General features: G+C 56.6%; 17 protein-coding genes. 4 read left to right on the forward strand and 13 right to left on the reverse strand.

What is annotated here, in order from left to right; genetic code table 11:
- Positions 1-8 precede the first annotated feature (8 nt).
- The 7 genes from I6E73_RS09715 to I6E73_RS09745 form a co-directional block, all read right to left on the reverse strand.
- Positions 9-563, reverse strand: a complete 555-nt coding sequence (locus tag I6E73_RS09715; RefSeq protein WP_197124908.1) for a DUF4238 domain-containing protein — start codon at positions 561-563, stop codon at positions 9-11.
- Between the two features lie 137 nt (positions 564-700).
- Positions 701-1,564, reverse strand: a complete 864-nt coding sequence (locus tag I6E73_RS14765) for a restriction endonuclease (RefSeq protein WP_197124910.1) — start codon at positions 1,562-1,564, stop codon at positions 701-703.
- A gap of 748 nt (positions 1,565-2,312) precedes the next feature.
- Entirely contained in the window at positions 2,313-2,477 is a 165-nt protein-coding gene (locus I6E73_RS14970; RefSeq protein WP_197124912.1) for a helix-turn-helix domain-containing protein, read from the reverse strand.
- Positions 2,478-2,626: 149 nt separating this feature from the next.
- Positions 2,627-2,893, reverse strand: coding sequence for a hypothetical protein (locus I6E73_RS09730; protein ID WP_197124914.1), 267 nt, complete (start codon positions 2,891-2,893; stop codon positions 2,627-2,629).
- Between the two features lie 337 nt (positions 2,894-3,230).
- Entirely contained in the window at positions 3,231-3,584 is a 354-nt protein-coding gene (locus I6E73_RS09735; protein ID WP_197124916.1) for a hypothetical protein, read from the reverse strand.
- A 1,732-nt stretch (positions 3,585-5,316) separates the two neighbouring features.
- The gene (locus I6E73_RS14975) at positions 5,317-5,652 is read right to left on the reverse strand and encodes a helix-turn-helix transcriptional regulator (RefSeq protein ID WP_197124918.1); all 336 of its coding nucleotides are present in this window, start codon (positions 5,650-5,652) and stop codon (positions 5,317-5,319) included.
- Between the two features lie 382 nt (positions 5,653-6,034).
- The gene (locus tag I6E73_RS09745) at positions 6,035-6,304 is read right to left on the reverse strand and encodes a hypothetical protein (RefSeq protein WP_197124920.1); all 270 of its coding nucleotides are present in this window, start codon (positions 6,302-6,304) and stop codon (positions 6,035-6,037) included.
- Between the two features lie 717 nt (positions 6,305-7,021).
- Between I6E73_RS09745 and I6E73_RS14980 the strand changes: the two genes are divergently transcribed.
- Both I6E73_RS14980 and I6E73_RS09755 read left to right on the forward strand, forming a co-directional pair.
- Complete coding sequence (locus I6E73_RS14980) at positions 7,022-7,237, forward strand: helix-turn-helix domain-containing protein (protein ID WP_197124922.1); 216 nt, start codon at positions 7,022-7,024, stop codon at positions 7,235-7,237.
- A 408-nt stretch (positions 7,238-7,645) separates the two neighbouring features.
- Positions 7,646-8,341 (forward strand): hypothetical protein, encoded by a 696-nt coding sequence (locus tag I6E73_RS09755; RefSeq protein WP_197124924.1) that lies wholly within the window; start codon positions 7,646-7,648, stop codon positions 8,339-8,341.
- Between the two features lie 72 nt (positions 8,342-8,413).
- Here the strand turns inward: I6E73_RS09755 and I6E73_RS09760 are convergent, their stop codons facing one another.
- From I6E73_RS09760 to I6E73_RS09780, 5 genes are all read right to left on the reverse strand, one after another.
- On the reverse strand, positions 8,414-8,635 hold the full coding sequence (locus I6E73_RS09760) for a hypothetical protein (protein ID WP_197124926.1): 222 nt from the start codon (positions 8,633-8,635) through the stop codon (positions 8,414-8,416).
- Positions 8,636-8,892: 257 nt separating this feature from the next.
- The gene (locus tag I6E73_RS09765; protein ID WP_197124928.1) at positions 8,893-10,182 is read right to left on the reverse strand and encodes an RES domain-containing protein; all 1,290 of its coding nucleotides are present in this window, start codon (positions 10,180-10,182) and stop codon (positions 8,893-8,895) included.
- A gap of 355 nt (positions 10,183-10,537) precedes the next feature.
- On the reverse strand, positions 10,538-14,065 hold the full coding sequence (locus I6E73_RS09770; protein WP_197124930.1) for an SIR2 family protein: 3,528 nt from the start codon (positions 14,063-14,065) through the stop codon (positions 10,538-10,540).
- Positions 14,066-15,255: 1,190 nt separating this feature from the next.
- On the reverse strand, positions 15,256-16,389 hold the full coding sequence (locus I6E73_RS14870) for a tyrosine-type recombinase/integrase (RefSeq protein ID WP_197124933.1): 1,134 nt from the start codon (positions 16,387-16,389) through the stop codon (positions 15,256-15,258).
- Between the two features lie 68 nt (positions 16,390-16,457).
- Positions 16,458-16,661: a helix-turn-helix domain-containing protein gene (locus I6E73_RS09780; protein ID WP_307783896.1), complete on the reverse strand. Its 204-nt coding sequence runs from the start codon at positions 16,659-16,661 to the stop codon at positions 16,458-16,460.
- Between the two features lie 429 nt (positions 16,662-17,090).
- On the opposite strand from I6E73_RS09780, the gene I6E73_RS09785 reads away from it, so the two are divergent.
- Positions 17,091-18,104 carry an SIR2 family protein gene (locus tag I6E73_RS09785; RefSeq protein ID WP_197124934.1) on the forward strand — a complete coding sequence of 338 codons (1,014 nt, stop codon included), beginning with the start codon at positions 17,091-17,093 and terminating at the stop codon, positions 18,102-18,104.
- Between the two features lie 73 nt (positions 18,105-18,177).
- Positions 18,178-19,641: a P-loop ATPase, Sll1717 family gene (locus tag I6E73_RS09790; RefSeq protein WP_197124936.1), complete on the forward strand. Its 1,464-nt coding sequence runs from the start codon at positions 18,178-18,180 to the stop codon at positions 19,639-19,641.
- 106 nt (positions 19,642-19,747) lie between these two features.
- On the opposite strand, the gene I6E73_RS09795 is transcribed toward I6E73_RS09790, so the two are convergent.
- The gene (locus I6E73_RS09795; RefSeq protein WP_231600621.1) at positions 19,748-22,222 is read right to left on the reverse strand and encodes an ATP-dependent RecD-like DNA helicase; all 2,475 of its coding nucleotides are present in this window, start codon (positions 22,220-22,222) and stop codon (positions 19,748-19,750) included.
- Positions 22,223-23,077 lie beyond the last annotated feature (855 nt).

The raw sequence follows: 23,077 nt of genomic DNA on the forward strand, positions 1-23,077 counted from the left end.
ACACCTGTTCAGCGATCTCGGCGCGCGCTGAGATCCGCAACGGGCGCTAGCGAAGCGTCTTGAAGGTCCGCCGTCCTGCGCGACCGACCGACGCCGACGCTTTGGATGGCGAACGTCACAATCCCAAGCATCAAATCCCGCTCATCCAAGACCACGAAGTCAGAGTCGTTAGCGCCACCGCGCACGGTTTGAAGCGCCAAGTAGAACGAAAGTGCCGAGCGGTCTTCACTGGCAAGAGGGAACTCGCCTTCCTCAAGCCTTCGGATGATCATCATGGCGTCGCCTTCGACTCCGCTAAGCACCTTCTCAAATTCATCAGGCTCTGTAAGGCCCTCGACCGTGTCAAAGTGCGTACGCGCTGCAACGTTTTTGACGGAGGTTGTGAACGGTCCCCGTGCGCGGTCAAGCGGCACTGCCGTTACGCGTTCATGCTCAGCAGCGAAGCCGCGCAAGTATCCCTGCGGCACGTAGTGGTGCAGCTTAGCGGTGTTGCGCTTTTGCGGCATACTTGGATGCTCCCACAGGGGCCAGACCTCACCCAATGACGCCTTTGAAGTCATCATCTACTTTCGTGGCTGGCTCCTGAGCGCGCTTTGGCATTATTGCACGACGATCGGTCGCCCAAATTCGCACGTCCAGGAGTTCTCGGTCAGAAGCCCCGTAAAGCGGAACCCAACTAGATCGTACGGCGGGAAAACGCTCAGAGCATTCGGATTGCCTGCGCGGTAAGCCCATGGAGCTCACTGAGTTCAGCGTTATAGGTGAAGAGCGGCATTCCAACTGCTGTCGCAAAGGAGAGCGCGTCGACTGTGTACCCGGTCGAAGTGAAGAACAGCCCAATTTTCCGCTCAGAGGCGGCGACACCAAACAATTGCCGCACTTCAGGCACGCCGACCTTGCCCTTGTAGTGCTTAACCTGTGCGACGTGGGTGCTGCTGGTGGCGTCGACGCCGCCGTCGGCGCTTGCACGCGTGATTTCAGCGTCGAGGATGCCCATATGTCTCATCCACTCGACGACGATCATCTCCGCACCTCGCGGAGATACCCCGTAGCGCTGAGGACTCGGCGGGGGTGCCGGGCGGCTGCGGACGAATTCTTCCCGAGTGCGTCGCGCGTTCTCGATAGACTGCTGCTCCTCCGACTTTCGTCGGGCCTTGTCTGCATCGAGGCGCTCTCGCAACGGGGCAATAATTGCCTCGAATCGATTCGCGAGAAACTGCACAGTTGTGTCCCATTCTTCACGGTCGGGCACTTTCCGGTGCGCGCGCGGATAGTCGAAACAGCCGGACTCATCCGCCAGCCGCTGCACCGCTCCCCAGAAAATATCGATCTGACCATGGAAGCGATGATCGAAGGGCATGTGGACATGGGAATTCCCGAGTCGAGACGTGTCGAAGTAAGGCCGCTTCAATTCGTGATTCATCTGGAATCGAAAAACCGTTGCAATCGCATCTAAGGGCCTCACACTACTTCTAGTTGAAATTGCGCTGTCAAATTTAGCCCAATAGTCCAGTGACGATCGACCGAGGATCAATACCCCCGCAAGCTCGGCTGCAACTACCACGTCAGCGACCTCCTCAATGAATCTCGCCACCTCGTCGGGTGTGAGCTTTGTCGTCCACGTGTAAAAGTCGGGACGTGTTCGGCTATCCAATTAAACTCCTTCGACCCCACAAATGTAGCGGAACGCAATGACGTCGCTGCTGCCTGCGCAAGCGAAGCTCCTGGGAAAGACTTCACGCGTCAGGAGGCAACGGGTCTAAACCCGGGACCCACGGATTACCGCGCCCAGGCGTTTCGTTTTAGTCCTTGGTGTTGCTGGGTGTCTTCACTGCCGAATACTAGAAGCCACGTAACCCAAGCTCCTGGGGTGCGGGCGGTCGTGAGCGTGCTCGCCCGCCTCAGGCAGGCGGAATCGGCGGCATTCTCTTCGGTCAGGATTTAGATGTCAGCGACGCCACCGACACCACTTAGCTCTCTTACTGACGCCCGCTAGTAAATGTGGGTGGCGCTCAAACGGTCGTTTCTATCAGGCAGCGCGCGTGCCTGCCTCCACCGCTCAAAGAGGCGCGGGCTCTTGAGCTCCGACCGCCGAGCACCCCTGGATCTCCAAGGACATCTAAGGGATTGGATGACGTCTCCCCATAGTCACCGGTGCGCCCATCAACGATTAAGGGGCCGGGCCCCAGAAGAAGCTCGCCAGCACTCGGTTGAGTCTCAGTCGGCCACCCGAAACGGTGTCGTCGAATGCGCCACGCGACTGGTTCTGTGCCGACGTCGGAGCGCTCTTCCGCGCATTTGTCATAATCTAATCAAAAAGTGGGAGAGTCAAGAAAAGCTTCGATTTCAGCAACTCGAATACGGGTCAGCGAACGACCGATTTCAAGCGGCACCGCCAGAAACTCATTGCTCTCAATGAGCCGGTATATATGGTTACTTGAACAGCCAAGGAGTAGGGCGGCTTCGGCAACCGACACTAGCCTTGCAATCTAAGGTGCACTGAAATGGGAACCTGGAGTTTTTTGTGCGCATGATCGCGATGCGTTTGAGGCCTGTTCGCGCTATAGAAGCCTCTAACTCTTCTTTATGGCAGAGCCCGCTCTGTACCGACGCCCGACTCCACCGCCTAGTCCTTTTTCTCAACAGCCGAGGCCCACACCCAAGCCCGATGCTCTTCCCCCGCCGGCGTCTTCCACCTGACAGCCACCGCTCGCGGAGTCCACGCGACAACTTCGACATCGAGCTTCGTCGCCACGCCGGAGTAACGCACCCACGCCTGGGCAGAGACTGCGACCGGTGTTTTCGTCAGAGGATAGACATCGAGCTCCAGCTCGCGGTCAGATAGTGTCTCGGGCGTTCCGCGCATCGTCATCTCATCGACACGCGCATTCATACGCGCGTCAATCTGTGCGGCGTAGCGCTTGTTTGACCCGATGGCGAGGCTCCTTGTTCGGGCGTCCGGCCACGCTCAACAATTGTAAACGTTGCCCTCTGACGTTGATCAGGTCCGCTAAGAACTTGCTTCTCCATTCCGCTCAATCAATTCTGGTCAGCTCTGCTCAGGGAGCATTTCTTCATTCGCGCTTCCAGTTGGGCGCCAGCGTCGATAGCAGTCACTCCACTTTCAAACTGGCAGCGGAACGCGAACAGTGCCGCTCACACTGAACACTGCTCTAAGCAATTGCTTGGTCGGGCTAGGGACTTCAGAGTCGGTCTCGATTCGAGTCGCTCTACGCCGTAATCGTTTCCTCCGACGGGGCTTCGGTCAGGTGCCAGTTGTTGCCAGTCTTGTGCACGAAGTGCCAGCCGTTCTCAATAAGGTAGCTGGTGACTTCCCAACCGTGCGCTACGAGAATCATGAGTTCCTCGCCACCTCTGAACTTGAGCCTTATCGCGTAGCCGGCTGATGAATCGATATTGGACCAAGGGTCGAGCCACGTATCATCCAAGCCGTTTTCCAGGAGGTGGAGGGCGAAGTTATCTGCCGAAAGCGTTATGGCCTCGGCGTCCTCTGCGGAAAATAAGTCGAGCATAAGAGTTCTGTATTCCAATGTCGGCGCAACTACGAGTTGGTTGTTAGTCATAATGTTCTCCTTGTGGGCAACGGTTGCCTTCAAGGTCTCTGTAGGCGGAACGCAGTGGAAACCCTAGAATTGGGTTGCGCCCGAGGACAAACTCCACTCGTTTACTGGTCGAAATTCAGCAAACTATTTTGCAACTGGCCCGGACGATACACACATCTCTAGAAGGTTGAAGCTTTGGGCGAGATGATCGGAGTGCGAGATTTCGCGGAGCAGAACGGCGTGAGCGTTTCCCGAGTTCACCAACTGATCGTTGGAGGACACCTAGAAGCGCAGCGACTGCAAGCCGGGTGGATCGTTGCGTCAGCCGAAGATCGCTTCGTCCCACTCTCACGCCCACTTAGCTCGCCTAATGCGTGGGCGCTTTTGCGACTCCTAACGGGCCTCGACATTCCCGAAGTGTCCCCCACGGTTCGCAATAGGTTGCGGGGAAAAATCGCGCGGCTGCGAACACATCCACGCCCCGACTTGCTACTTAAATCATGGATCGCTGCCCGAGCGACGCCCCACGCTTTGAGCATCAGTTCTAAAAATATGCATGCTCTCCTGACGAGCAGCCTGTTGTCGAATGTCAGTCGGCACGCGGAGAACGCCGCGCGCCGCGGAGGTCTGGACTACACGGCCTACTTGAGCCCGGCGAACCTAAGAACTTTCATCGACGAATTCACTCAAGTGGAAAGCACTGCAAACGTCGTCCTCTACGAAACAGAGAACATCTGGGCGCATGATCAAAACTTGTCCCAAGTCTTGTCCTTGGCCGATCGGCTTGATCGAAATAGCAAAAGCGGACCAAACGATACGTTGCTGCTTCTTCGAGGTCTGGCGTCGTGAGATTTCGAGGACAGCAGGATGAGAAGAACCAATCTTTCGCGACAGCCGAAGGGATCTCCGCGGAAATTGCCAACTACGTTGCGGGTTTAGCCGACCGCTCTGCAGGGTTCTAAGAGTTACTCTCCGGCGCTCCGTAAGAGCACGTATCTCCGGAAGTTGCCTGAAGCCTCCGATTATTTTCTGGCCATCGATATGCGCATCACCGGAGGCAGATTCGAGATGCCCTTTTTGCGCCCCAAAAGGTCATCCGCCGTGAAGGCGACAATACAACGCAGCGCCGATACGCCCGCGAATTGTCTGCTCAGAGCCCGGAGTGTCGGCCGATCGGATTAGGCGATGGTTGGAAATCGGTCGAGGCGCCCGAGGCATCGCTGACGGATCGCCCACGTCGCGGCCCGTGTCTCCTACCTCTCGCGCGGCGAATATCGGCTCCCGGTCCTTTTCTTGTATGAGAGCTGTCCAGCGTTGAAGCTGGCGATCCCACGCGTCCTCGTGAGCGCTCCATTCGAAGCCCCGAGGGATTCGAGGAGAGCCATCTTGAGGGCGAGAGGCGGAGTTGATGACGTCGCTGTTCCTGAAGCCAAGCGGCTAAGCGCAACAAGTGCGCCGAGGAATAGCCGCGCACATTAGCTAGGAAACGGAACTGGTGTGCCTCTGAGTTCGCCATCCAACGTTCGCTATATATGGATCCTTGAACCAGAGAAAGCTAACGGATAGACCGGGTTCTTGTTCCTCAGCGGCGAAGTGGCAACGGTATTTTTCCGACAAAGCTGCTTCCATTAGCGGATTTAGGCTTCGCCTCGTCTGACTATTTGCGAGCGGATCGAAAATGAGCTCCAACGGCGGTGCCTGTGGACTGTCGTAACTTGCACCTCAGTCGTAGGGCGTCGATCAATGAAGCGGCTTAGAAGTCACCATCGATCACAATCGCCGGCTCTCGGACTCGCTCCGGCAGAAGCGCCAGACGATCTGTCGCCCTAATTCGAACGTCACGTAACTGGGCCTCGGTCGCGCCGTACAGCGGGACGCCCACGAGAACGGCGAGCTCGAAAACAATCCCGATAGACGCAGAGGGTATGCCTTGTTCGACGTTACGGAGCGTTCGCGGCGAGATCGCGGCGCGGCCAGCAAGCTCCCTAGCCGTCCAACGACGGTTTCGTCGACCCGCAGCGATCTGCGAGCCCAAAATTTGCAGCGCAGCAGTCGCGGAAGTAGAGATTGGGTGTTCGCGCTGAGCCACTTAGCTCCAACCTTTGTGAATTAGAATGCACCTTATCCGCATAAGTGCCATTCTAATATTGTTCTGAGCGTCTTTGCTTCATTGCGGAGAGCAGATATACGAGAGCCCAACCCCTGATGACGGCGGAGCGATTCACCCAGAACGCTTTGCCATGCGCGATGAGTTCACAGAATTCCGATACCCGTTAGTGGCCTTCGATCGGGATATGAAATTCGGTTTGGCGCCCTAGCCGTAGGCGCCCGTCTTCTATTCTCCTCAATCAACCGCCGAGGCCCCATACCCACGCACGCTGCCGCTCCCCGCTGGCGTCGTCCATTTGGCTGCTTAGGCTAGAGGCCCGCGCAACAACTTCGGCGTCGAGTTTCATCGTTCGGCCGGCGCGTCACACCCATGCGCGGGCGGACACCAGCAGCGGATTTTTCGTGAGCGGTTGAATATCGAGCTCAAGCCCCTGGCCCGAGAGCGTATCGGGCGTGCCGCGCATGGTCATCTCGTCGATGCGCGTGTCAATTCGCGCGTCGATCTGCGCAGCGTGACGTTCGTTCGAACCGATGGCAGCGATTCCCGTGAGAGCGTCCCGGTGCCCTAGGCGATTCCAGGCGCTGCCCTTCGACGTTTCACGAGCACCCGTTGTTCTGTGCGCGTCCCTCATCGATCCAAGCCGCGCCCGATCCCGTCGATGGTTCTCAACGCTTCCGCGGACAGCCATGTCTGTCGCGCTGGGTGCGGAAGTGCGTCCCGCCATTGACGCACCGCCTGAACTCGGTTCTGACGCATTCGGTTCTGTACGATTTGCGTGTTCTGCGAGCGAATCCAACCGGCGAGCTTCCGCTCATGGGGATCAGCGGACCTTCGTCGCGGCTGTCGCTCAAACGTCACTAAAAAAACCTGAGTCTTTTCAAAAACCAACGCCCACTGATCCTCCCGCGGCGACCATGAGAATCCCGGAATCGAATCAAGCCTCAGAAACTGAAATTCACTGAGGCGGGACTCATTCTTTCGCTGACGCGTGACCCAAGCATGCAAAGCTGCTTCATTTCTATCCCCACTTGCGCCCAAGGACGAGGCTCGCGGCATACGCCGGAAAGTCGAGAAGAACAAGTCGACTCGTCGGACGTAAGCAGCCCACCGTTCGGCACGTGGCCCGGATGCACTCTCGCCCCGTTCAGCACGATACTCCGCCGCAGCGAATGGATCTTCCTCCATGAACTCGGCGACGAGCTTCGATATGCCTTCAGCTAATAGCGCCACGGAAACGACCTTTCTAGGCCGGTCCTTCCGCGCCCGCCACGTCTATGCGCGGCAAGACTCGATCGAGCGTGGACAGATAAGGCTCACTGTTTGGACACCACAGGAGTAGCTTCCTCGCATGACGACACAAACGGAGCCCCCTCGCGATCCCGATTGGACCACCATCGCCGAGGCCGCAGAGATTCTCCGTTGCAGTACGAAAACGATCCGGCGAATGATCTATGACGGAGAAATAGAGGCGGTAAGAATCGGAAAACGATTGATCCGCATAAAGGTGAGCTCACTCCGAGACTTGGGCGAGCCCATGGCGTGGCGAGATCCCACGCAGAGCTGAAACGAAGATCCCTCCCGAGTCGTCACTTTCGGACTTCACTCGTCTTCGACTAGAGCCAACCAAGAGCTCTTCTTTTCGGAACAATGTTCGCGAACGCGGGCCCGATCGAGGTCGAAAGGGAAGTGAATCGGGGCCCTTGCACGATACTGGGATCGAACCAGTATCGCTCAAGCAAGTTGGAAAAGTGCTGATCAAATGACACTTGTTTCCACTAGGGTCATCTCCATGGACACCGATTCACCGTCAAAATCAGCCCGAAAGCAACGTCGAGGTTTTGGAAGCATCCGGTCCTCTTCTGGATCGCGTTTTCTCGCCGCTTACTCAGGCCCAGACGGTGCGCGCTACAGTGCCTCACGCTCATTCCCCTCCGCCGAGGATGCATCCCGCTGGCTCTCGTACGCATACGAATTGAAGTCAACCAACGAGTGGACCCCAGAAGTCGCGGCTTGGGTGCCGAGCGTCAGAATCTTGCACGAACTCGAAGTGATGCACGCGGACCAAACCGTCGAAGAACTCAAATGGCACATGCTGCACGCGGCGAACCTTGAGCGGCTGCACTGGGACCGAAAGCTGCTCTCCCATGACGTAAAGAAGCGCACAGTCGTGACCGACATCGACATCTGGTCTCTCGGGAGTGAATCCTCATACGAAGAACTGTTGAGGCTGCGTGCCGAGCGAGCGCTCCGTCGTTTGAAGTCACGCATGGACGAAGAAGCAGGGAGAGCTCATCCCGGGCCGCCTGAAGTTGCTCAGACAGCAGATTCAGAGCTCCTCGCATATTGCCCGAGCGACCTCAATGTGCACTTGTCTCTTCGCGCCACTTGGCGCGCACCACTTGTAGATGTGATCGATTTGGAGGTGCGAGTCATCTTGACTGGGGATCGTGACCGCTACGACCAAACATCGGTCAACATGATGGTGAGAGATGCACTGCGCGAGCTGTGCGAGGCAGAGTACTTAGGTGCCGACCCAACCGAAAATGTGCTTCGATTTCAAATAGTTGATGAGGTTGTCGTGTTCACCTCACCGGCCATCCCGGACTGTCTGCTTCTCGCCGATTGGTCAATTGATGCGACCGGAGCGCCGTTTGAAGCCTGTAGGTAGCTACCCCCATAGTCGGAATGTGAAAAGCGTACGATCCACCGAGACGGCCGCCGTCCGGCACATTTTTCTGCACTAGAGAAATTGGAGATTCAACCCGAGATTGACCGTGGAACTGCCCGCAGCGCAGGGGGAGGACTTTTCGCTGCTCAACGAGGTATCCAGTCGCGCTCCCTTCGGGAATTTCTTTGGCACGACAAACTCCCGAGTCTGGCTGCGAATGAAATCTCGGAATCCTTTGGGCGCACCATCGCCATCCCACAGCCATTCTGTGACCAGCCGTTTTGCTTCGGTCATCCACAGCAACGGAACTTCACTCCGGCTCACCAAAGCGTGGGTGAAAGCAGCCGCGATTAGTGTTCCGCATCGCTGGTCCGAAACCGACTACGGCGCTGCGAAACTTGCTCTAATAATTATCCAGTGGTCGGCTGGTCGAATGATTCCGATAAACGAAAAACCAAACGGCGCTGGCGCGCGACGACAGTGATGCTCGCTCGAAATATCATCTGTCCAAGCCACGCAGTTAGCCCTGAAATCCGAGCTTACCGAACCGACTACCCGTTCATGAACATCGGTGACGGGTCATCATCGCCTGGAAGTATTGGGCCCTTCACCGCCACGAAACGCTTCGCGCGATATACCGAAACATCGCTGCTGGAGAGAGTTAGCGTAGGCGTGTATGCTCCAAACGCACTATGCCGCATCTCAGCGTTTGATGTGTCACGAACGGCGGGCGGGTCCGAGCGAACGTCGTCTGAACTCGCCCAGACGAGGACGTTTTTACCGTCCTCGCCTGGACTCAGTAGGTGACTTTCCCACGCGATACCGTCGAGCTTCCTCGTTGGCGCCCAGCGGAAGTACTCGCCGATGATCTGAGTGGCGACGTACTCGACGCGCTCCTCTCCTGTCAGCCGGACAGACTGTGTCAAACGCTCGACAAAGTCGTCAGCGAACCGAGCGAACAGGAACTCTCGACGTTTACCTTGGTCGAAAATGCTGGGCAACGCAGGCCGTTTTGTGAAATCGAGAATCAACAGAGGACGTTGCGTTCTAAACCCGCCGACCACTGCTTCGTCGTACAAGCTGTGCAGGGCCGTCTCCTTGACCGCAACTTCAGCCGTCGTCGCGCCGTAGAAGAGCCCGACGCCCTCCGGGTTCAGGCGCCCAGCTGACGCCTTTCCAGCTGGCGCCGGCCCGAGGTTCAAGGCAGGGTCCTTCGAGGCTTCGGAAAGGAACAGGAACCCATCCTCGACCATGCGTGCTCGGTAGATTTTCTCTCCCGAGGAGAACTCCGTTAACATGTCATCCTGCACGTAGGTGCCCAGCCCGTCCAAAAACTGAGAGACACGCGCCGGGGGCTCGTTACGCCGCCCCTGTCGTTCTCGCGCACCAACGTACACGAAGCGGGACTGGTATTTAACGGTATCAGCGAAGCTCTGCCAGGAGAACAGAAAGTCCTCGTGCAGAGCAGCATCCACCCACCAGGAGGGGGTTGCAATAGCTTCACCTATGTCAGCCTCGACATTGCTGCTGATGCTCGGGTCGAAGACGCCGGCTGACACACTTGCCACGACGTAATCGGTGTCGTACTGCTCCTGGTAGCCCTCGTGAAAGAACTCGTCGTATCCGTCGTGGTAAAGCCATGTCGCGGCTTCAAAAACGAGGCGCCCTACAACGTTCATCGACACAGCGGAAGCCGGCTCCTCCTCGCCAGCTGATTGGGGGCAATAGGAGCACTCTCGACTATCAGCTTCGCTCAGCACAAGATCCGCAAGCACGCGATCGATAATGTGCGAGAGGCAGATGCTCTCACTCAGGTCAGTGAAACCTTCAGGTTCTTCCACGTGCCGATACTATCGGTCGCTGAAATCGTGTCGGGGATATTTCTGCGCGCACAGAGGACTTTATAGGGATGTGTCTGCTCATGAAGACGGGCGAGCCTGGTCATCATTAAACTCGGAGACCGGATTATCGTCAGAGATCAACTTGTGCCTCAACATACAGATGGGGCTCCGGAATTCGCTGGCTGCATAGTCGGCAACATCAGTCACGATCGCCCCCTTGCTCTTATGCTGCGGGAGGCTCGGAAGGGAAATCCTCTCCGCGCCGTTTGTCTCATCTCGCTACAAAATTCAACGTGATCGTCTTCGACGCACACATCGACTCGAACTATAAGTCGACAGGAACCGCTATCCCGTTTTATGCTCCGTCCGAACCGTCCACTTCCGGACTTCCGAGGTGCGCTCGTGCCGGCGTATAGCCGAGACTAAGCAGCCGACTCCACACCTCGTGCGCTCGTGCGCTGTCCTGTTCGCCCGCTTCTGTGGCGGCCTCAACGAGCAGATTGAGGAAGGATGGCAAGCGCGTTCGACCTTTAAGTAGATGCAATCCCACTCGCAAGAAGGCAGTGTTGTTATCACGGGGAAAGTCGTTCAAGTCGTAGTAGTCGAACCCTTGGTCTTCTACCGTCGGCGCCACCACAGGTCCCCTCACGAACAAATCTACTGCGAGATCGAGGTTAATGTTCGGGAGCAGCAGCCAGTACAGAAGCGAGCGCTGTTCCGCGCCATGAATCGGCGGCTGGCCATCGAGTCTGTGCCGCCAGTGTTCGAAGAGCAGCTCTTGGAACGTTGGATCTTTGCCATCAAGGTGCCGCGCGACGGATCGAATCCAGCGCACCCGCGTTTTCACGGGCGCCAAAGCCATGAAAGGGTCAGCCCAAGTGTGCTCGTCAGCGGATGTGTAGAAACAGAATTGCGCCGCATGGATTTCGATGAACGCTTCCACTGAGGCCGGGAGCGTTTTAGAGATTTCTGGCCACCCGATCCGCAGGGCATCTCGCGTGCGCGTCATCAGGGAACTGGAGAAGTAGTTGGAAGTCAGGACCCCGGCCCAAAAGCTGAGCGACCGCGGGGAACCATCAATTGCGGACAACCGAGGTTTAAGATTGAGATCAGACCATTCCGGAGCCATATCAACGATGTATCCAGCGTATCGGGCTAACATCATCGCACTGGGATCGGCCGCGGCCACGCCCTGTGCAGCCAAAAGTTCGTCGAATCCTTCCAAAAGCTCAGTGTCAATGCTGGAGTTTTCTCGTTCTTGGGTTGCGCGCAGAGCGGTCTCGACGTAGGCGTAGGCGAGTGCTCCACGCGCCGTTGCATGCGCTTCTGATGGATCAGTCGCTGGCTCGTCCGATTCCGGTATTGAGACTAATCGCCAAAGTCCCAGAAGAAAACGGCATCGTTCTTTGGGGTTCCCAAGCGGCTTCCCTTCTTCGCTCGACGGTCGCGTTACTGAATGCACAAGCTGATGGGCGATCTCGTCGACGGATAATTCCAACTGCTGAAGTCGCTTCAAAAGAGGAGCGGACCGCCATCGAGATTGCGAATGCACGGCACTTTGAAGCGCCACAGTCCACGCCGCGGCCGAATGCAACTTCTGGCCGAGGAACTCATCCAGCAAACCCAACACATCGCTCGGTTTCTGATCGAGATAATCGCGCAGCTCACGAAGCACGGGACCGTTGTCGTAGACGTCGTCGAGGGTCGAATCACCCGCTAGCGCCGCGACTACCTCCCTCATCGGCCTGCCGCGAAAAAGTCCTTCGACTTCGGAGTTGGATTCCTCGTGCGAGCCAATACTGAACCCAAAGTCGACGTCAGGGAAATCCCGCGGTGCGTAGTCAGGGTGCGCCGTCTTTGCCGCACTCAATGTTGCATGCACAGGGTCTTCTTCAGCCATGTCTGCACTTAGCCACAACAACACGTTGTAACGCTCGTAGTCGCGAACCTCGGTCTCGTTGTTACATCCGACCTGTTGCTCGACATGCGCCAGCAAATGTGACTTCGTCCCCAGCGATGCGTGGCGGTACATGACCTTAAGGAGTCGGAAGACCTCCGGCTTGTACGGAGTGTCGAAGATAAGATTTCGATCAACAAGGAGATTCAACATCGCTTCTGCCATACTGCTCTGCGCCTCAGCGAGAGAATCAAGTGCCAGCCGTCGGATCAGTTCCGATGAACTGGTGAGGAGTTGGAGCGGTCTCCCGGGGCCTTCGCTGCGAACGAATTCGCGGAGGAGATCACGCGCAATGTCCACAACCAAGACATAGGGGTCTTCGCGGCCATACTGATCGACTCCGTCCACCCTTCGGCGTCGAGCTGACAACACATGTCGGCGGTCATGGCCGCTGAATAGTGTCGCTGTCGACTCAGCACCTCGTATCAAGTCGAGCACCACTGAGAGCAGATGATCTGGACCCGTCAAGCTCGGCAGGAGCGTGGGCCACGCATCACGGATTGATGACTGCTGCAACGCGAGAACCATCTCGGCATCAAGGGAGTCCCCCTCATCGAGCCAGCCTCTGTGGGCACGGAACTGCAATTGCGGGATCAGCAAGTGATGCAGAAGCACTTCCGCAGCCGAAGCGTCCTTCTCGGCTACCTCGCGAAGCAGGCTCGACAACCGCGCAATGTCGCGAGATGACTGATCGGCAGCGAGCATCAGCAGCCACTGTCTGTGCTGCTCGCCCCTCCGATAGCCCTGGAAGAGACATAGCCAAATCTGGAACCAAAGCGCTCTTCCTAATCGCCCTCCATGGCGGGCCGCTGCAGTGAGAAGCGCCGCCCCATCGTCGGAAGCGAACGAACTAGCCGCCCAGAGCGCCCACCCGACGTCATCATCGCTGTCAAGCGCAGAAGCGTCGAAGAGTTTGTCGAGTACTCCAAGCGCGTCCAAACGCGGAATCCAGGACGCTGCGTCGGCGCCGTTCCTGAAGTGACGGGAGTGCTCTGCGTCACTCAGCAACCATAAAAGTTCGTGTTCTGGGAGTGATTGTCCGTCAGGCCCGTCGGCTAATATCGCCCGGATTCGATCAAATCGTTCAACAGATGTGCCCGTGAGACGCTTCCTCCAGTTCTCGATGAAGAGCTCTAGAGAAGCATGCGGGGCCTCCTCTGGAGAGGGATATGGGATTGGCGTCACACCGAGCCGTCCCCACCTCGCCGCCGCTGAGTCGCGCTGGCCGGCCTCGATGAACGCGAATCGTGTCTTTCCATCAGCCGGCAGGGCTCGCGTTAGGTAGCGCATTACAGTGTCGTCGGCACTGTAGCCAACGAACAGCGTGACGTATCGCTCGAACATTCGGGTGAGGAACTGCGTCGCCCATCCCTCAGTGATATAGGCCTGACCGAAGTCAGTATCCGTTACTACCATCCTTTGACCGCTTGCAGAGTCGATCGAGCCGTGTAGGTGAACTAGGCCGCTGAAGTCATCCCCCAAGGGAAGAGCGGGAGCCGTGTAGACAGGGAGGGACTGCCCGATTTCTCGCGCACTGTTTTCGAAAAGCAGATCGAAGTTCGTGGTGACGATCCTTGGGCCATCCGCTTGACTCTGGCCGATCCGCAGCAGATTCCTATGGTAAGAGTTCGGTTGTGTTGTAGTCCTGAGTCGAGCGCTCACCCGCGCATGCACATCGTGTTGGAGTTCGTTTAGTTCGCCCATCACCGCATCGAACTGAACTGGTGCATTGGGATCTGCAGGAAGAAGGTCCGAGCGGCCAAGTTCGCTGCCCACCGCCTCGACCAAGCCGCGAAACCCAGGCAGGCAAGACGGCGGAGCTGCGGAGATTCCCGCGCCGCAGAACAACACCAATGTGTTTGTCTTAAGCGCTTGTTCAAGCTCTGCGGGCAACGCTATCCCGTCGGACTGCCACTCTGCCGTCACACGTCTCCCTTCGATTGCTCGTCTGACTATTTCATCGGTTCCAGGCGAGCGGGTCCACGTGCCTCATTAAGAAACTTACGGCTAATAGGCGCCGTTGAGCAAGGGTCTTTGAACACTGCGGGTCGAGTACACGCATAGCGGCTCACGTTCGAGTTGCTTCTGCCAGCTCGCTCGCGCCTATTCTCCAAGAATTCATCAGGTAGCGGCGTGCATTCCATGATGCACTCTTCGACGTATTTCGCCTTCGATCATGGCGAACGTCCCAGTCAGTGCAAGGTGATCGACTGTTCGCCGTCCACCCCACACCGCACCGTCGCGACACGAGCTAGGCCACGTCTCCGTCAGTCAATCCGTGAACAACGACGTCGAAGAACCTGCTATCAGGTTTTGGTAAGTTTTTGAACTCGGCTTGCACGGCAATCGGGTCTCGTCGTCGTAGCGGTCATGCGGCCTACATCCGCGTGCTCTTGACAATCTGCACGTCTCACTACGAGATAGCCCGTGAATCATATGAGTGCCCCTGTGCTGGAGGATGAGAAGTAGTTTTTTCGCAACACTATCGGTTAACGCTCGCTCATCTAAATGATGAAAAAATAGAGAAACCCCCTGAATTCCGGCGAATTCTGGGGGGCATTCGCTCCTCGACTTGGACTAGAACTATGTACCTACCGTTTAAGAGTCAATAGATATCCCTGACTGTCCGATTCTCTCCGGCTGGACAATCGATGCGACCGGAGAGCCATTCGTCGCCTGTTGAGAATCAACCGAACTCCATCTTCCGGCCGCTGATGATGTCTAAGAGTTAGCTAGATGGACCATCTCCGGCTTGAAAGTCTCGACAACATCGGATTCGCCCCTTGAGGCCTCGCAGCTTCACGCTGAACCCTCCTGAGTTTTGCGACGAGCTGCTCACCATCGCGATCCGTGAGAACACATGAGACTTGCCTAAGCGTCAGGCCCGACTCCGTGCCGATTGCGTCCCGCTCTTCGCGCTCAATTACGAAGAACAGCAGTAACATCTGTTCCTCCGGGCTGCGCCGGGTTGCCTTGGATTCCAGTTCCGCATAGCGCTCGTGTGGGTCGGTGAGTTTTGGCATAGCCATGCTTTGACACTGCACGGTGCGGGGTCAGAAAACCTGTGCGCGGACGGAGCCTGTCGCCGGCGAATTAAGGCTGAAGACGGGCCGAAATTATGCCTCGCGTGTTTCTCTTGGCGCCAAGCTCTCTAGCACCGTCGCCGTCAGCGGGTTCACCATGGGGTGCACTTCGATGTAGTGCTGTTTCGTCACTTCTTCACTTGAATGGCCGAGCATCTCCGCGGCAAGGGCGGCTCCCGACCCACGCGCGAGCGTTGTCGCCACAGTTTTCCTGAACGTGTGGGGTGTCACCGCTGTTAGGTCCAATCCGCTAAGAAGCAGCGAACCATCCCGGATTTCCCTCCACTGACGCCTTACATTGTTGGGCCACAAAGCAGTTCCCTTCCGCGATCGGAAGAGGAGCGTTTCAGGGTCCGACTCCCCCATCGATGCGATTTGGCGCCGCAATGCCTCCGCAGCGAATTCCGGAATGGCAACCATCCGAGATTGCCGGGCTTTCTTCGGATGGTCCTGACGGACGAGCCCGTCCTGCTTAGTGTTGACGAGGGTGCCGGCGATCGTCACAACGGCAGGGCTTGTCGTGACATCGACGTCACAGATCCTCAAAGCCAGGACTTCGCCGATTCGCGTGGATGTTCCCAGCAATACTTCGATGATTGTTGCAAGCTGACCATCTGGACGCGGGCCAAGGACAGACTCCCCGGTTCGCCACTCCGATAGAGCAGTGCGCACAGCGTGCAGTTCATCGCCACTAAGAGCACGGGGTGTCATGTCAGACTTCGGCAGTCGGCCTGCATCCCGGACGGGATTAGACGGGATGGCGTCGTGCCTCGTCGCTAAGCCCATCATCAGGGATAGAACGACGCGGGCATGTTTACCTTTCGATACACCTTCGCGAGCCAACCTCTTCAGAGTTGCATCCACTCGCCCGACCGTGAGCTCACGAAGCCGGAACTCACCGAGGAGAGGAAGGACAAGATTTCGGGTGTCTCTTTCGTAGAGTTCCAGCGTTGTTTGGTTCAGGCGGCGTTCTGCCCGCAGCTCCTCAAGCCAGAAAAGGGCGAGGTCCTTCAACTTGGTCTCACTCGTCAGCGCCGCGTCACCCACTGGGACTACCCGGTCAGCGATCCGCTCACGTAGCGCATGTTCGGCAGCCGACTTGCTCGCGCCGGACGCCTCAATGGGTCTGACCACACCATCTAAGTCACGGATGCGAGCCTTAGCCACGAAACGACCGGCCTTCTTAGTCGTCGTGACCTTCCCGTAAGCCCCGATGGCCAAAGCCTGGCGGCCCATCAGCGCTGACCCTGAACGTCAAGCCATGCCTCGACAGCGGCCGGGCGCCAGCGAAGCTGGCTGCCCACCTTAATCGCGGGCGGGCCAGTGCGCTTCAGGCGCCAGTCATAAAGAGTTTTGGGGCTCACGCCCAGATAGTCGGCGAGGGTATCTACGGAGAAAAGGCGCTCAATTGTTGGCGCGTCGAGGGTTGAAGTATTCACGTAGAGTCATGTGCGCGGCACTTTCGAGATCGCTCGAACAATTTCACAGCTTTAGAGCGTGAACCGCGAATGCTCTTTAGAACAACGCTGCGTTTCACTATGGATTGAGCTCGTCTCGCTTGGAACTTCCCCAACAGTGGCAGCAGTGCGCCAGCCGAATCAAACTCGCACGTTACGGAATCGAGGAGGCGGCGGCGCTATTTGGTGACCCACCACACCGTAGACTGTTCGCAAGAACTGAGCGAAAATCATTGCCCATCGAGGGCGTGGGGAGAAATAGGCGAAGTGACGGGTCACAACTTGGCAGTGCTGGTTGGAAATGGACTATCCATAGCGTTCAATCCCGATTTGAATCTTCGCGTAATAACTGAGGAGATGACGACTCGGATTAGCGCGGAATCCAACGACGGGTCCGACGTAGTGGCCGCTATGAAAGAGATTGCAGAACGAGCGCTCCCATCCGGCGCTTCCAGCGATAGCGACTTCGAGGTCCTCGTCGGAGCTTTCGGTGCCGAGGGCCGCACCATGGGCTACCTCCAACGCCTCGCACAGTTGGTTTCTCCGCAAGACGAGAAATTGAAGGATTCGATTCAACGCGTGGCAGATTTCGCCGAAGAAGTTCGAGACTCAGGCATAAGCCACGTACTCCAAGTGATTTCTTCGCGAAGCTACGGCGATTGGGCCGGAGCTGAAAAACTTCACAGATTGGTCACTCAGATTGTTTCGACGTTCAAAGGGCGCGTCGTATTTGGGAATCTTAACTACGACACACTGCTGCTTTCTGCCCTGATTGCCACTTCGCAAGACATCCTCGCAGATATGGCCAGCGGATGGCGAAGAGTGTCGATCGAGGAGGACGATGGGACAACAAAACGTTATCTCGCACTCCGCACGACTGCCTCCGATTGGCCGGATGACCGACGCATTCGACTTCTACATCTTCACGGCTCGTTGACCTATTGGGGCAATCGTGAGCGAACGATCTTCGCAAAGCTCGACGCAGAATATCTCCGCCTACCAGATCAATGGGAAGCAGTCCGCAAGAATGCAACGGCCCTGCGACCGGCGATCGTCCTCGCAAACCAAAAAGACAAGTCGATACAGGTTTCGGAATTTCCTTTCTCTCTCGCATACGAGCTATTTGGTACGGGACTACAAGATGCTGATCATTGGCTGATAATTGGGTACTCCTTCAAAGACACCCCCGTCAACGATCTGCTGCGCGGAGAGTTTGCAGAAAGAGAAACCAAGCCGAGAGTGCTTGTCGTTACTTTTGAAAATGAGTTGACGCTTCTGGAAGTTGAGCGTGCGTTCGGTTGGAACGCGGAAGATGGAGCGTCGGACTCTTGGCTGAGCGTCTATCGAGGCGGTGCAAACGGGGCAGAAGATTCAAACGACTGGACCGAATTCATCGAGGGTGTCCTCCCAACGGCGCCCGAATAAGAATGACGTCAGTTCGCTCGAACGCTAGCGGATACCTGCCGCTGGATTAACTGAATCCCCTAGAATCCGAAGCATGGCTGAAAAATACTCGAAACCTCCGGCACTTCGCACCATCGATTTCGGGCGAACAGATGCGACCGACGAAGCCAGTCATGATCCGGAGCTCTTGTTGCAGGGCTATCTGGACTATCGCGAGTCGGTCTACAAAATGAGTAGCGGAATTGCCTGGTACATTCTTGGACCTAAAGGCGCTGGCAAGTCTGCCGTCTTCGAGCACGTGCGGCTCAAGTGGGAAGATCGCGATGATCGTTTCTTTGTACCTTGGGATCTCCGCGGGTTTCCTGTCGCCGATGTTACGCAGATTCAAACGGGTCAGCTCGCAGGTTCCTCTAGAACCCAGTCTGCTTGGGAATTCTTGTTGCTACTACGTGTCATGCAATCCTTGGCGCGGGACAACGGGTTAGACGGCTCGTCCGACTTTTATTCCCTCCTTCGCGAGCTTAAGCAAGCTGGATTGATTGTCGATGATTGGAAGCTCAGCGTAGCCAAATGGTCCAGCAACAAGGCAACTTTCAATTTCTCCTTTGGACCATTTGGCGTGAATATCGACAGCGATTCAACCGGGCCTCTCGAAATCGCAGCGGTTTTGCGCGCTGCGCTCGAAACGGTTAGAACCGGTAGTCGACACGTAATTTGCATCGACGGTCTCGACTCTTTCTTCCTGGAGACAAACGACGAGTGGGCATCGCTGGCAGGACTCGTCCACGCCGTGGAGTCAGTCAATCGCTTTCTCGCATCCATTCACCTTCCGGTGACCGTCGTTGCAGCTGTCAGGACCGAGGCGTTCGAAGCCTTGGAGAGTACCGATTCGAACAAGCTGAAGACACACGCCGTCTATCTAGACTGGAGCCCCTCGGGTGTCGGGGCGGACAGCAAGCTCTGGGCTCTAGTTAATTTGAAGGCGAAGGTCTCGCAACCGCAACTGAAGTCGTTTACAGACGTGTATCTAAAAACAGATATCGGCCAAGGACCTTATACCCGGATTCCAGACTACTTCTTGGCCTACACCCGTCTGCTCCCCCGAGACCTGATCGCACTTCTAATCCAGCTGCAAGAACTCCACCCCGGATCGGCGGCTGTCTCGGAGACCACTGCCGTCGCAGCAGTTCAGAATTACGCTGAACAGTATTTTGTCGGCGAGATCCGAAACAACCTCGCAGGAATTTTGACTGATCAGGTCGGCCGTCAACAAAAGACTCAAGCCTTCTTTGAGGCACTCAAAGCAGTAACGTCTGCCGAGTTTACGCTGCACGAAATCCAACAAGACCTTCAGGGCGAACTCAGCGAAGCTGAAACAAAGCGTCTCCTCCGGCAGCTATTTGAGGTGGGCGCAATTGGAATCCGCACACGGCATGGAAACCACATCGAACGCACTGACTTTATCTACCGGAAGGCTTCCCCTGTTGCGTTCAGCGCCCGCAGGATATTTCTTCTTCACAATGCGTTGATCGTCGCATGGAACAAGTCGCGGTACTGATCAATTCACCAAAATTTACGTCGAAGCAACAACAATGGCGCGAGGTCACTGTCCGAGCGTTCTCAGCACGTCCGGGTGGAATAGATATCTAGGAGTAAGTGCCGCCCTAGCGGGTGACAGGCGATAAGCCACGCCTTCCCGACAGGAGTGCAACGTCCTTCGAGCTCGACTTGCGCTCCAACTTTTCGATTACTGATTGCTGAGTCTCGGGGGTCCAGAACACCTGAAGTTTCTGCCGGGCTCGCGTCAACGCGGTGTAAAAAATGTTGTGTGAGATGTCGTCTTCGTTGGCGTCGGTGACGACCACCTTAACCGATTCGTACTCAAGGCCCTGGGCTCTATGAATGGAAACGGCGTAGGCGACTTGGAAGGGGATTGAGGTGTTCAGCGCCGCATCGTTGTCGTCGCTATTCGCCAATTCGAAGACGTCAAATGCAACGATCGAGTCCCTCACCCAGGTGAGGTCAGTGCCCCATACCGAAAGCTCAGTCACATCTCGCGCGAGGTCGATCTCGAACCGTATCCGGCCGGGTACTCGATCGATATCAACAATTACACCTTTGAGGTTGTTATAGATGAGCGGCTTAAAGCGCTCACTGTCGTTGAAGACAACCGGGTCGCCGATCTTGTAGGTGGCCGGGCCCCATTCGACTGAGGCATTCGGGTTACTACTCTGCAGGAACCGATTGATGTTGTTGATCCCGTAAAGCCCGTCGTAGTTCAAGCACAGGATGATCTCATCTTCGCGCTGCGGCTCGAACAAGGTCTCGTCCAAAACAGTGGAGTAGCCGCCCCGAGTCATGGCCTCCGTGATGTCGCCTTCAACGTCACGGACCTTCTGCCAGAGTCCGAGCAGAGCTGTGTTGGTTGTGCGGTAAGGAGTTTCGAGTTCGAAGACCGAAGTTTGAGGCACGAAGGATCGCATCATCCCGAACCAATTGCCAAACTGAATCGACTCAATCTGGTAAACGTCGCCAACAAGCACGAGCAACTTGAACCGGGTACCTTGAAGGATCTTCAGTAGGGCTTCGTTGCTGACTGTGCTGCACTCGTCGATGACAACGACTTCGAACTCAGGGTCGGACTGGTTCCGCCAGTTATGGCTTGCAATCGTCCGGAACTCTGCGTGCTGTGACTGCACTCGACGACGAAGATTGTCGACTGCCGGATGGGTATTCGCTAGAAAGAGAGTCGGCGACTCGTTGAAGTAATTTGCGATGTAGTTTACCATCGTCGTCTTACCGGTTCCGGCTGCCCCATAAATGAGCGCGACCCGCGATTCTCCAAAAAGTGACCGCAGGGCCCCGATTTTACTTGGGTCATCGATCAGCTGGGGACGCTCATCAAGCCATTGGTCGATAGCGCTCGCCCATCCGCCCACGCCGGTGGCGGTGCTAGCCTGCACCTTCTCTACAATCTCTACAATCTCGTTCTCGTAGCCGCGAATGAAGACATGACCTCGATCCACTTCGAGCGTCCTCGCTTGGTGTCGTGGGTTTCTGTAAAGGGCGTCGTTGTGTTGCTCAATCAACGCAGGCACGTCGCCGAATGCTTCGAGGTCAGCTATTGGCGTATAGAGCATCCCGAAGCGATCAACATTGTTCCTTACTCGACGGGCTAGAAGCTCATGGGCTCGATCGGTCGAGCCGATCGCTTCCATGACATCCTTGAATCGCGGGTTGTGCCCAAGGGGCGAGGTGCAAAACGGCATCTGATCGAACGGGATGCAGCCCCACTGCAGATTGAGCCCTGACAGACGCGCGCATCCATCGGAGTTGTATTGCTGCCGAATTACGACGTTCCTCAGCTGGAGCAATAGGTAGCGCAGTACTACGTAGCCGTGCCGCCTCTCTCTGATGATCTCGCGAGCTTTGTCCAATGTGGGGAAGATTCTGGGTTCTCGGGCGCGCTCGGTTATCTTGGCTTTTACACGCTCGTAGCGCCGATCGGACAGATCCATGAGATCCGCTAAGTTCGACTCTGTTGACGTGAGGTATTTCATAAGGGCCCGGTACTCCGGCCCACTAGAACTGACACTCCTATGCGGGCCGACGAGACGCCCGAAGTTCTCAAGCTCACACGGACGGATGGAAACAGCCCAGTTGCGGATCAACGTGACGGGCATAGTTTGCCCGAGCACGTCGATCGAATCAGCGCGAAGTGTCAAGTACGCGGCGTACTTGTCGCCGACATCCTGATCAGTGAAAGCAATAACGCGATCGAACTTGTTATTTCGGTCGATTGGGTTCGTGAAGGTCACTTCGTAGTAGATCCGACCGTTCACGAAGAACGGACGCGTTTTTAGGACGTAATACCTAGAGGACGAATCTCCGACTTCTGGAAGCTCACGCACAGCTACGATTCGCGCTGCGATCTTCTCGTGATATTCCCGAAGCGACGGATCGAGGTCAACCGGAAATGACTCCAAATTCGCTAACACCTCAACGCCGAACGCGTCACTGAGGAATGCACGGACGCGCAAGAGATACTCGTAGTACTTCAGCATTAAACGTTCAGAACTATCGCCATCGAAGGTGTAGTGCGAGGTGCTCGGCTGGAGCAGCGTGTAGAAGCGGTTCAAGAAGGCGAGCTTGCCGTGTGATTTGATGTGTAAGAGTGCGGCTGTGATCGCACCATAATCGTGCTCGGTGTCTGGGGCGTTCGTATGCGCTAGAACCGCGACACCCTCAACCAGATTTCGCAGCTGCAAGAGCATGTTCTGAGATAGAAGGCCGCGGTCATCACCCAGCGCGTCGATGTTGTTGCAAACTGCCCCGTCGATGCTGCTGATGTGCGCCTGAACGGTACTCATGAGATGACACCTGCTTCTTCTGGACGTTTATTCGGCTGCTACGGCAGTTTCCGTGGCTTTCGGGCGCACCGTCGAATGACTCTACTGCGAAGCGTTAAGTTCAGGTTCGGTCAAGGGCTGGCCGTCGCATCGAGTTTTGCGGTCCTGAATTCGCAATGCAACGTATCGGACTCCGATATCTAAACCCTTCTCAAGCGCCGCCGCGACTAGGCCGATCGCGATATCGGCCCCCACTTCGGCGCGAACTCCAGTTCTGTGAAGATTCTTGTCGCCTTGAGCTATTCCACCGCCTCCGTTGTCCTTAGATCCCCCGCCAATTAGGGCACGTATAGCGCGGTCCTTAGGCGCGCCATTGATCATCGGGATCGGCCGACCAGTCCCCGCATTGCCCATCGCTGCTTTGTCATACTTAGCTCGCTGTGCCGCTGCCCCAAACGCTGAGGTTTCGACATGAGGCGACGCCACGGAGATAGAGGCGTCTGTTCCGAACGACTCACTTATGGCACGAAAGAGCAGCGGCTCCATGGTTTTCCTTAGGTCGCAACCGCCTGCTCAGAGTGCGGTTGTTCGAGTATTGCTTGCGCGGCCGTATATTACGACCGTTCGAACACAATAGCGCTAGCG

The sequence above is a fragment of the Salinibacterium sp. SWN248 genome, from assembly GCF_015864575.1.
In the GTDB taxonomy this organism is placed as follows: domain Bacteria; phylum Actinomycetota; class Actinomycetes; order Actinomycetales; family Microbacteriaceae; genus Rhodoglobus.

Coding starts and splice junctions, on each gene's coding strand:
- I6E73_RS09715 (WP_197124908.1), bottom strand. CDS start 563: ATGATGACTTCAAAGGCGTCATTGGGTGAGGTCTGGCCCCTGTGGGAG.
- I6E73_RS09730 (WP_197124914.1), bottom strand. CDS start 2,893: ATGAATGCGCGTGTCGATGAGATGACGATGCGCGGAACGCCCGAGACA.
- I6E73_RS09735 (WP_197124916.1), bottom strand. CDS start 3,584: ATGACTAACAACCAACTCGTAGTTGCGCCGACATTGGAATACAGAACT.
- I6E73_RS09745 (WP_197124920.1), bottom strand. CDS start 6,304: ATGAGGGACGCGCACAGAACAACGGGTGCTCGTGAAACGTCGAAGGGC.
- I6E73_RS14980 (WP_197124922.1), top strand. CDS start 7,022: ATGACGACACAAACGGAGCCCCCTCGCGATCCCGATTGGACCACCATC.
- I6E73_RS09760 (WP_197124926.1), bottom strand. CDS start 8,635: ATGACCGAAGCAAAACGGCTGGTCACAGAATGGCTGTGGGATGGCGAT.
- I6E73_RS09785 (WP_197124934.1), top strand. CDS start 17,091: ATGAAAGAGATTGCAGAACGAGCGCTCCCATCCGGCGCTTCCAGCGAT.
- I6E73_RS09790 (WP_197124936.1), top strand. CDS start 18,178: ATGGCTGAAAAATACTCGAAACCTCCGGCACTTCGCACCATCGATTTC.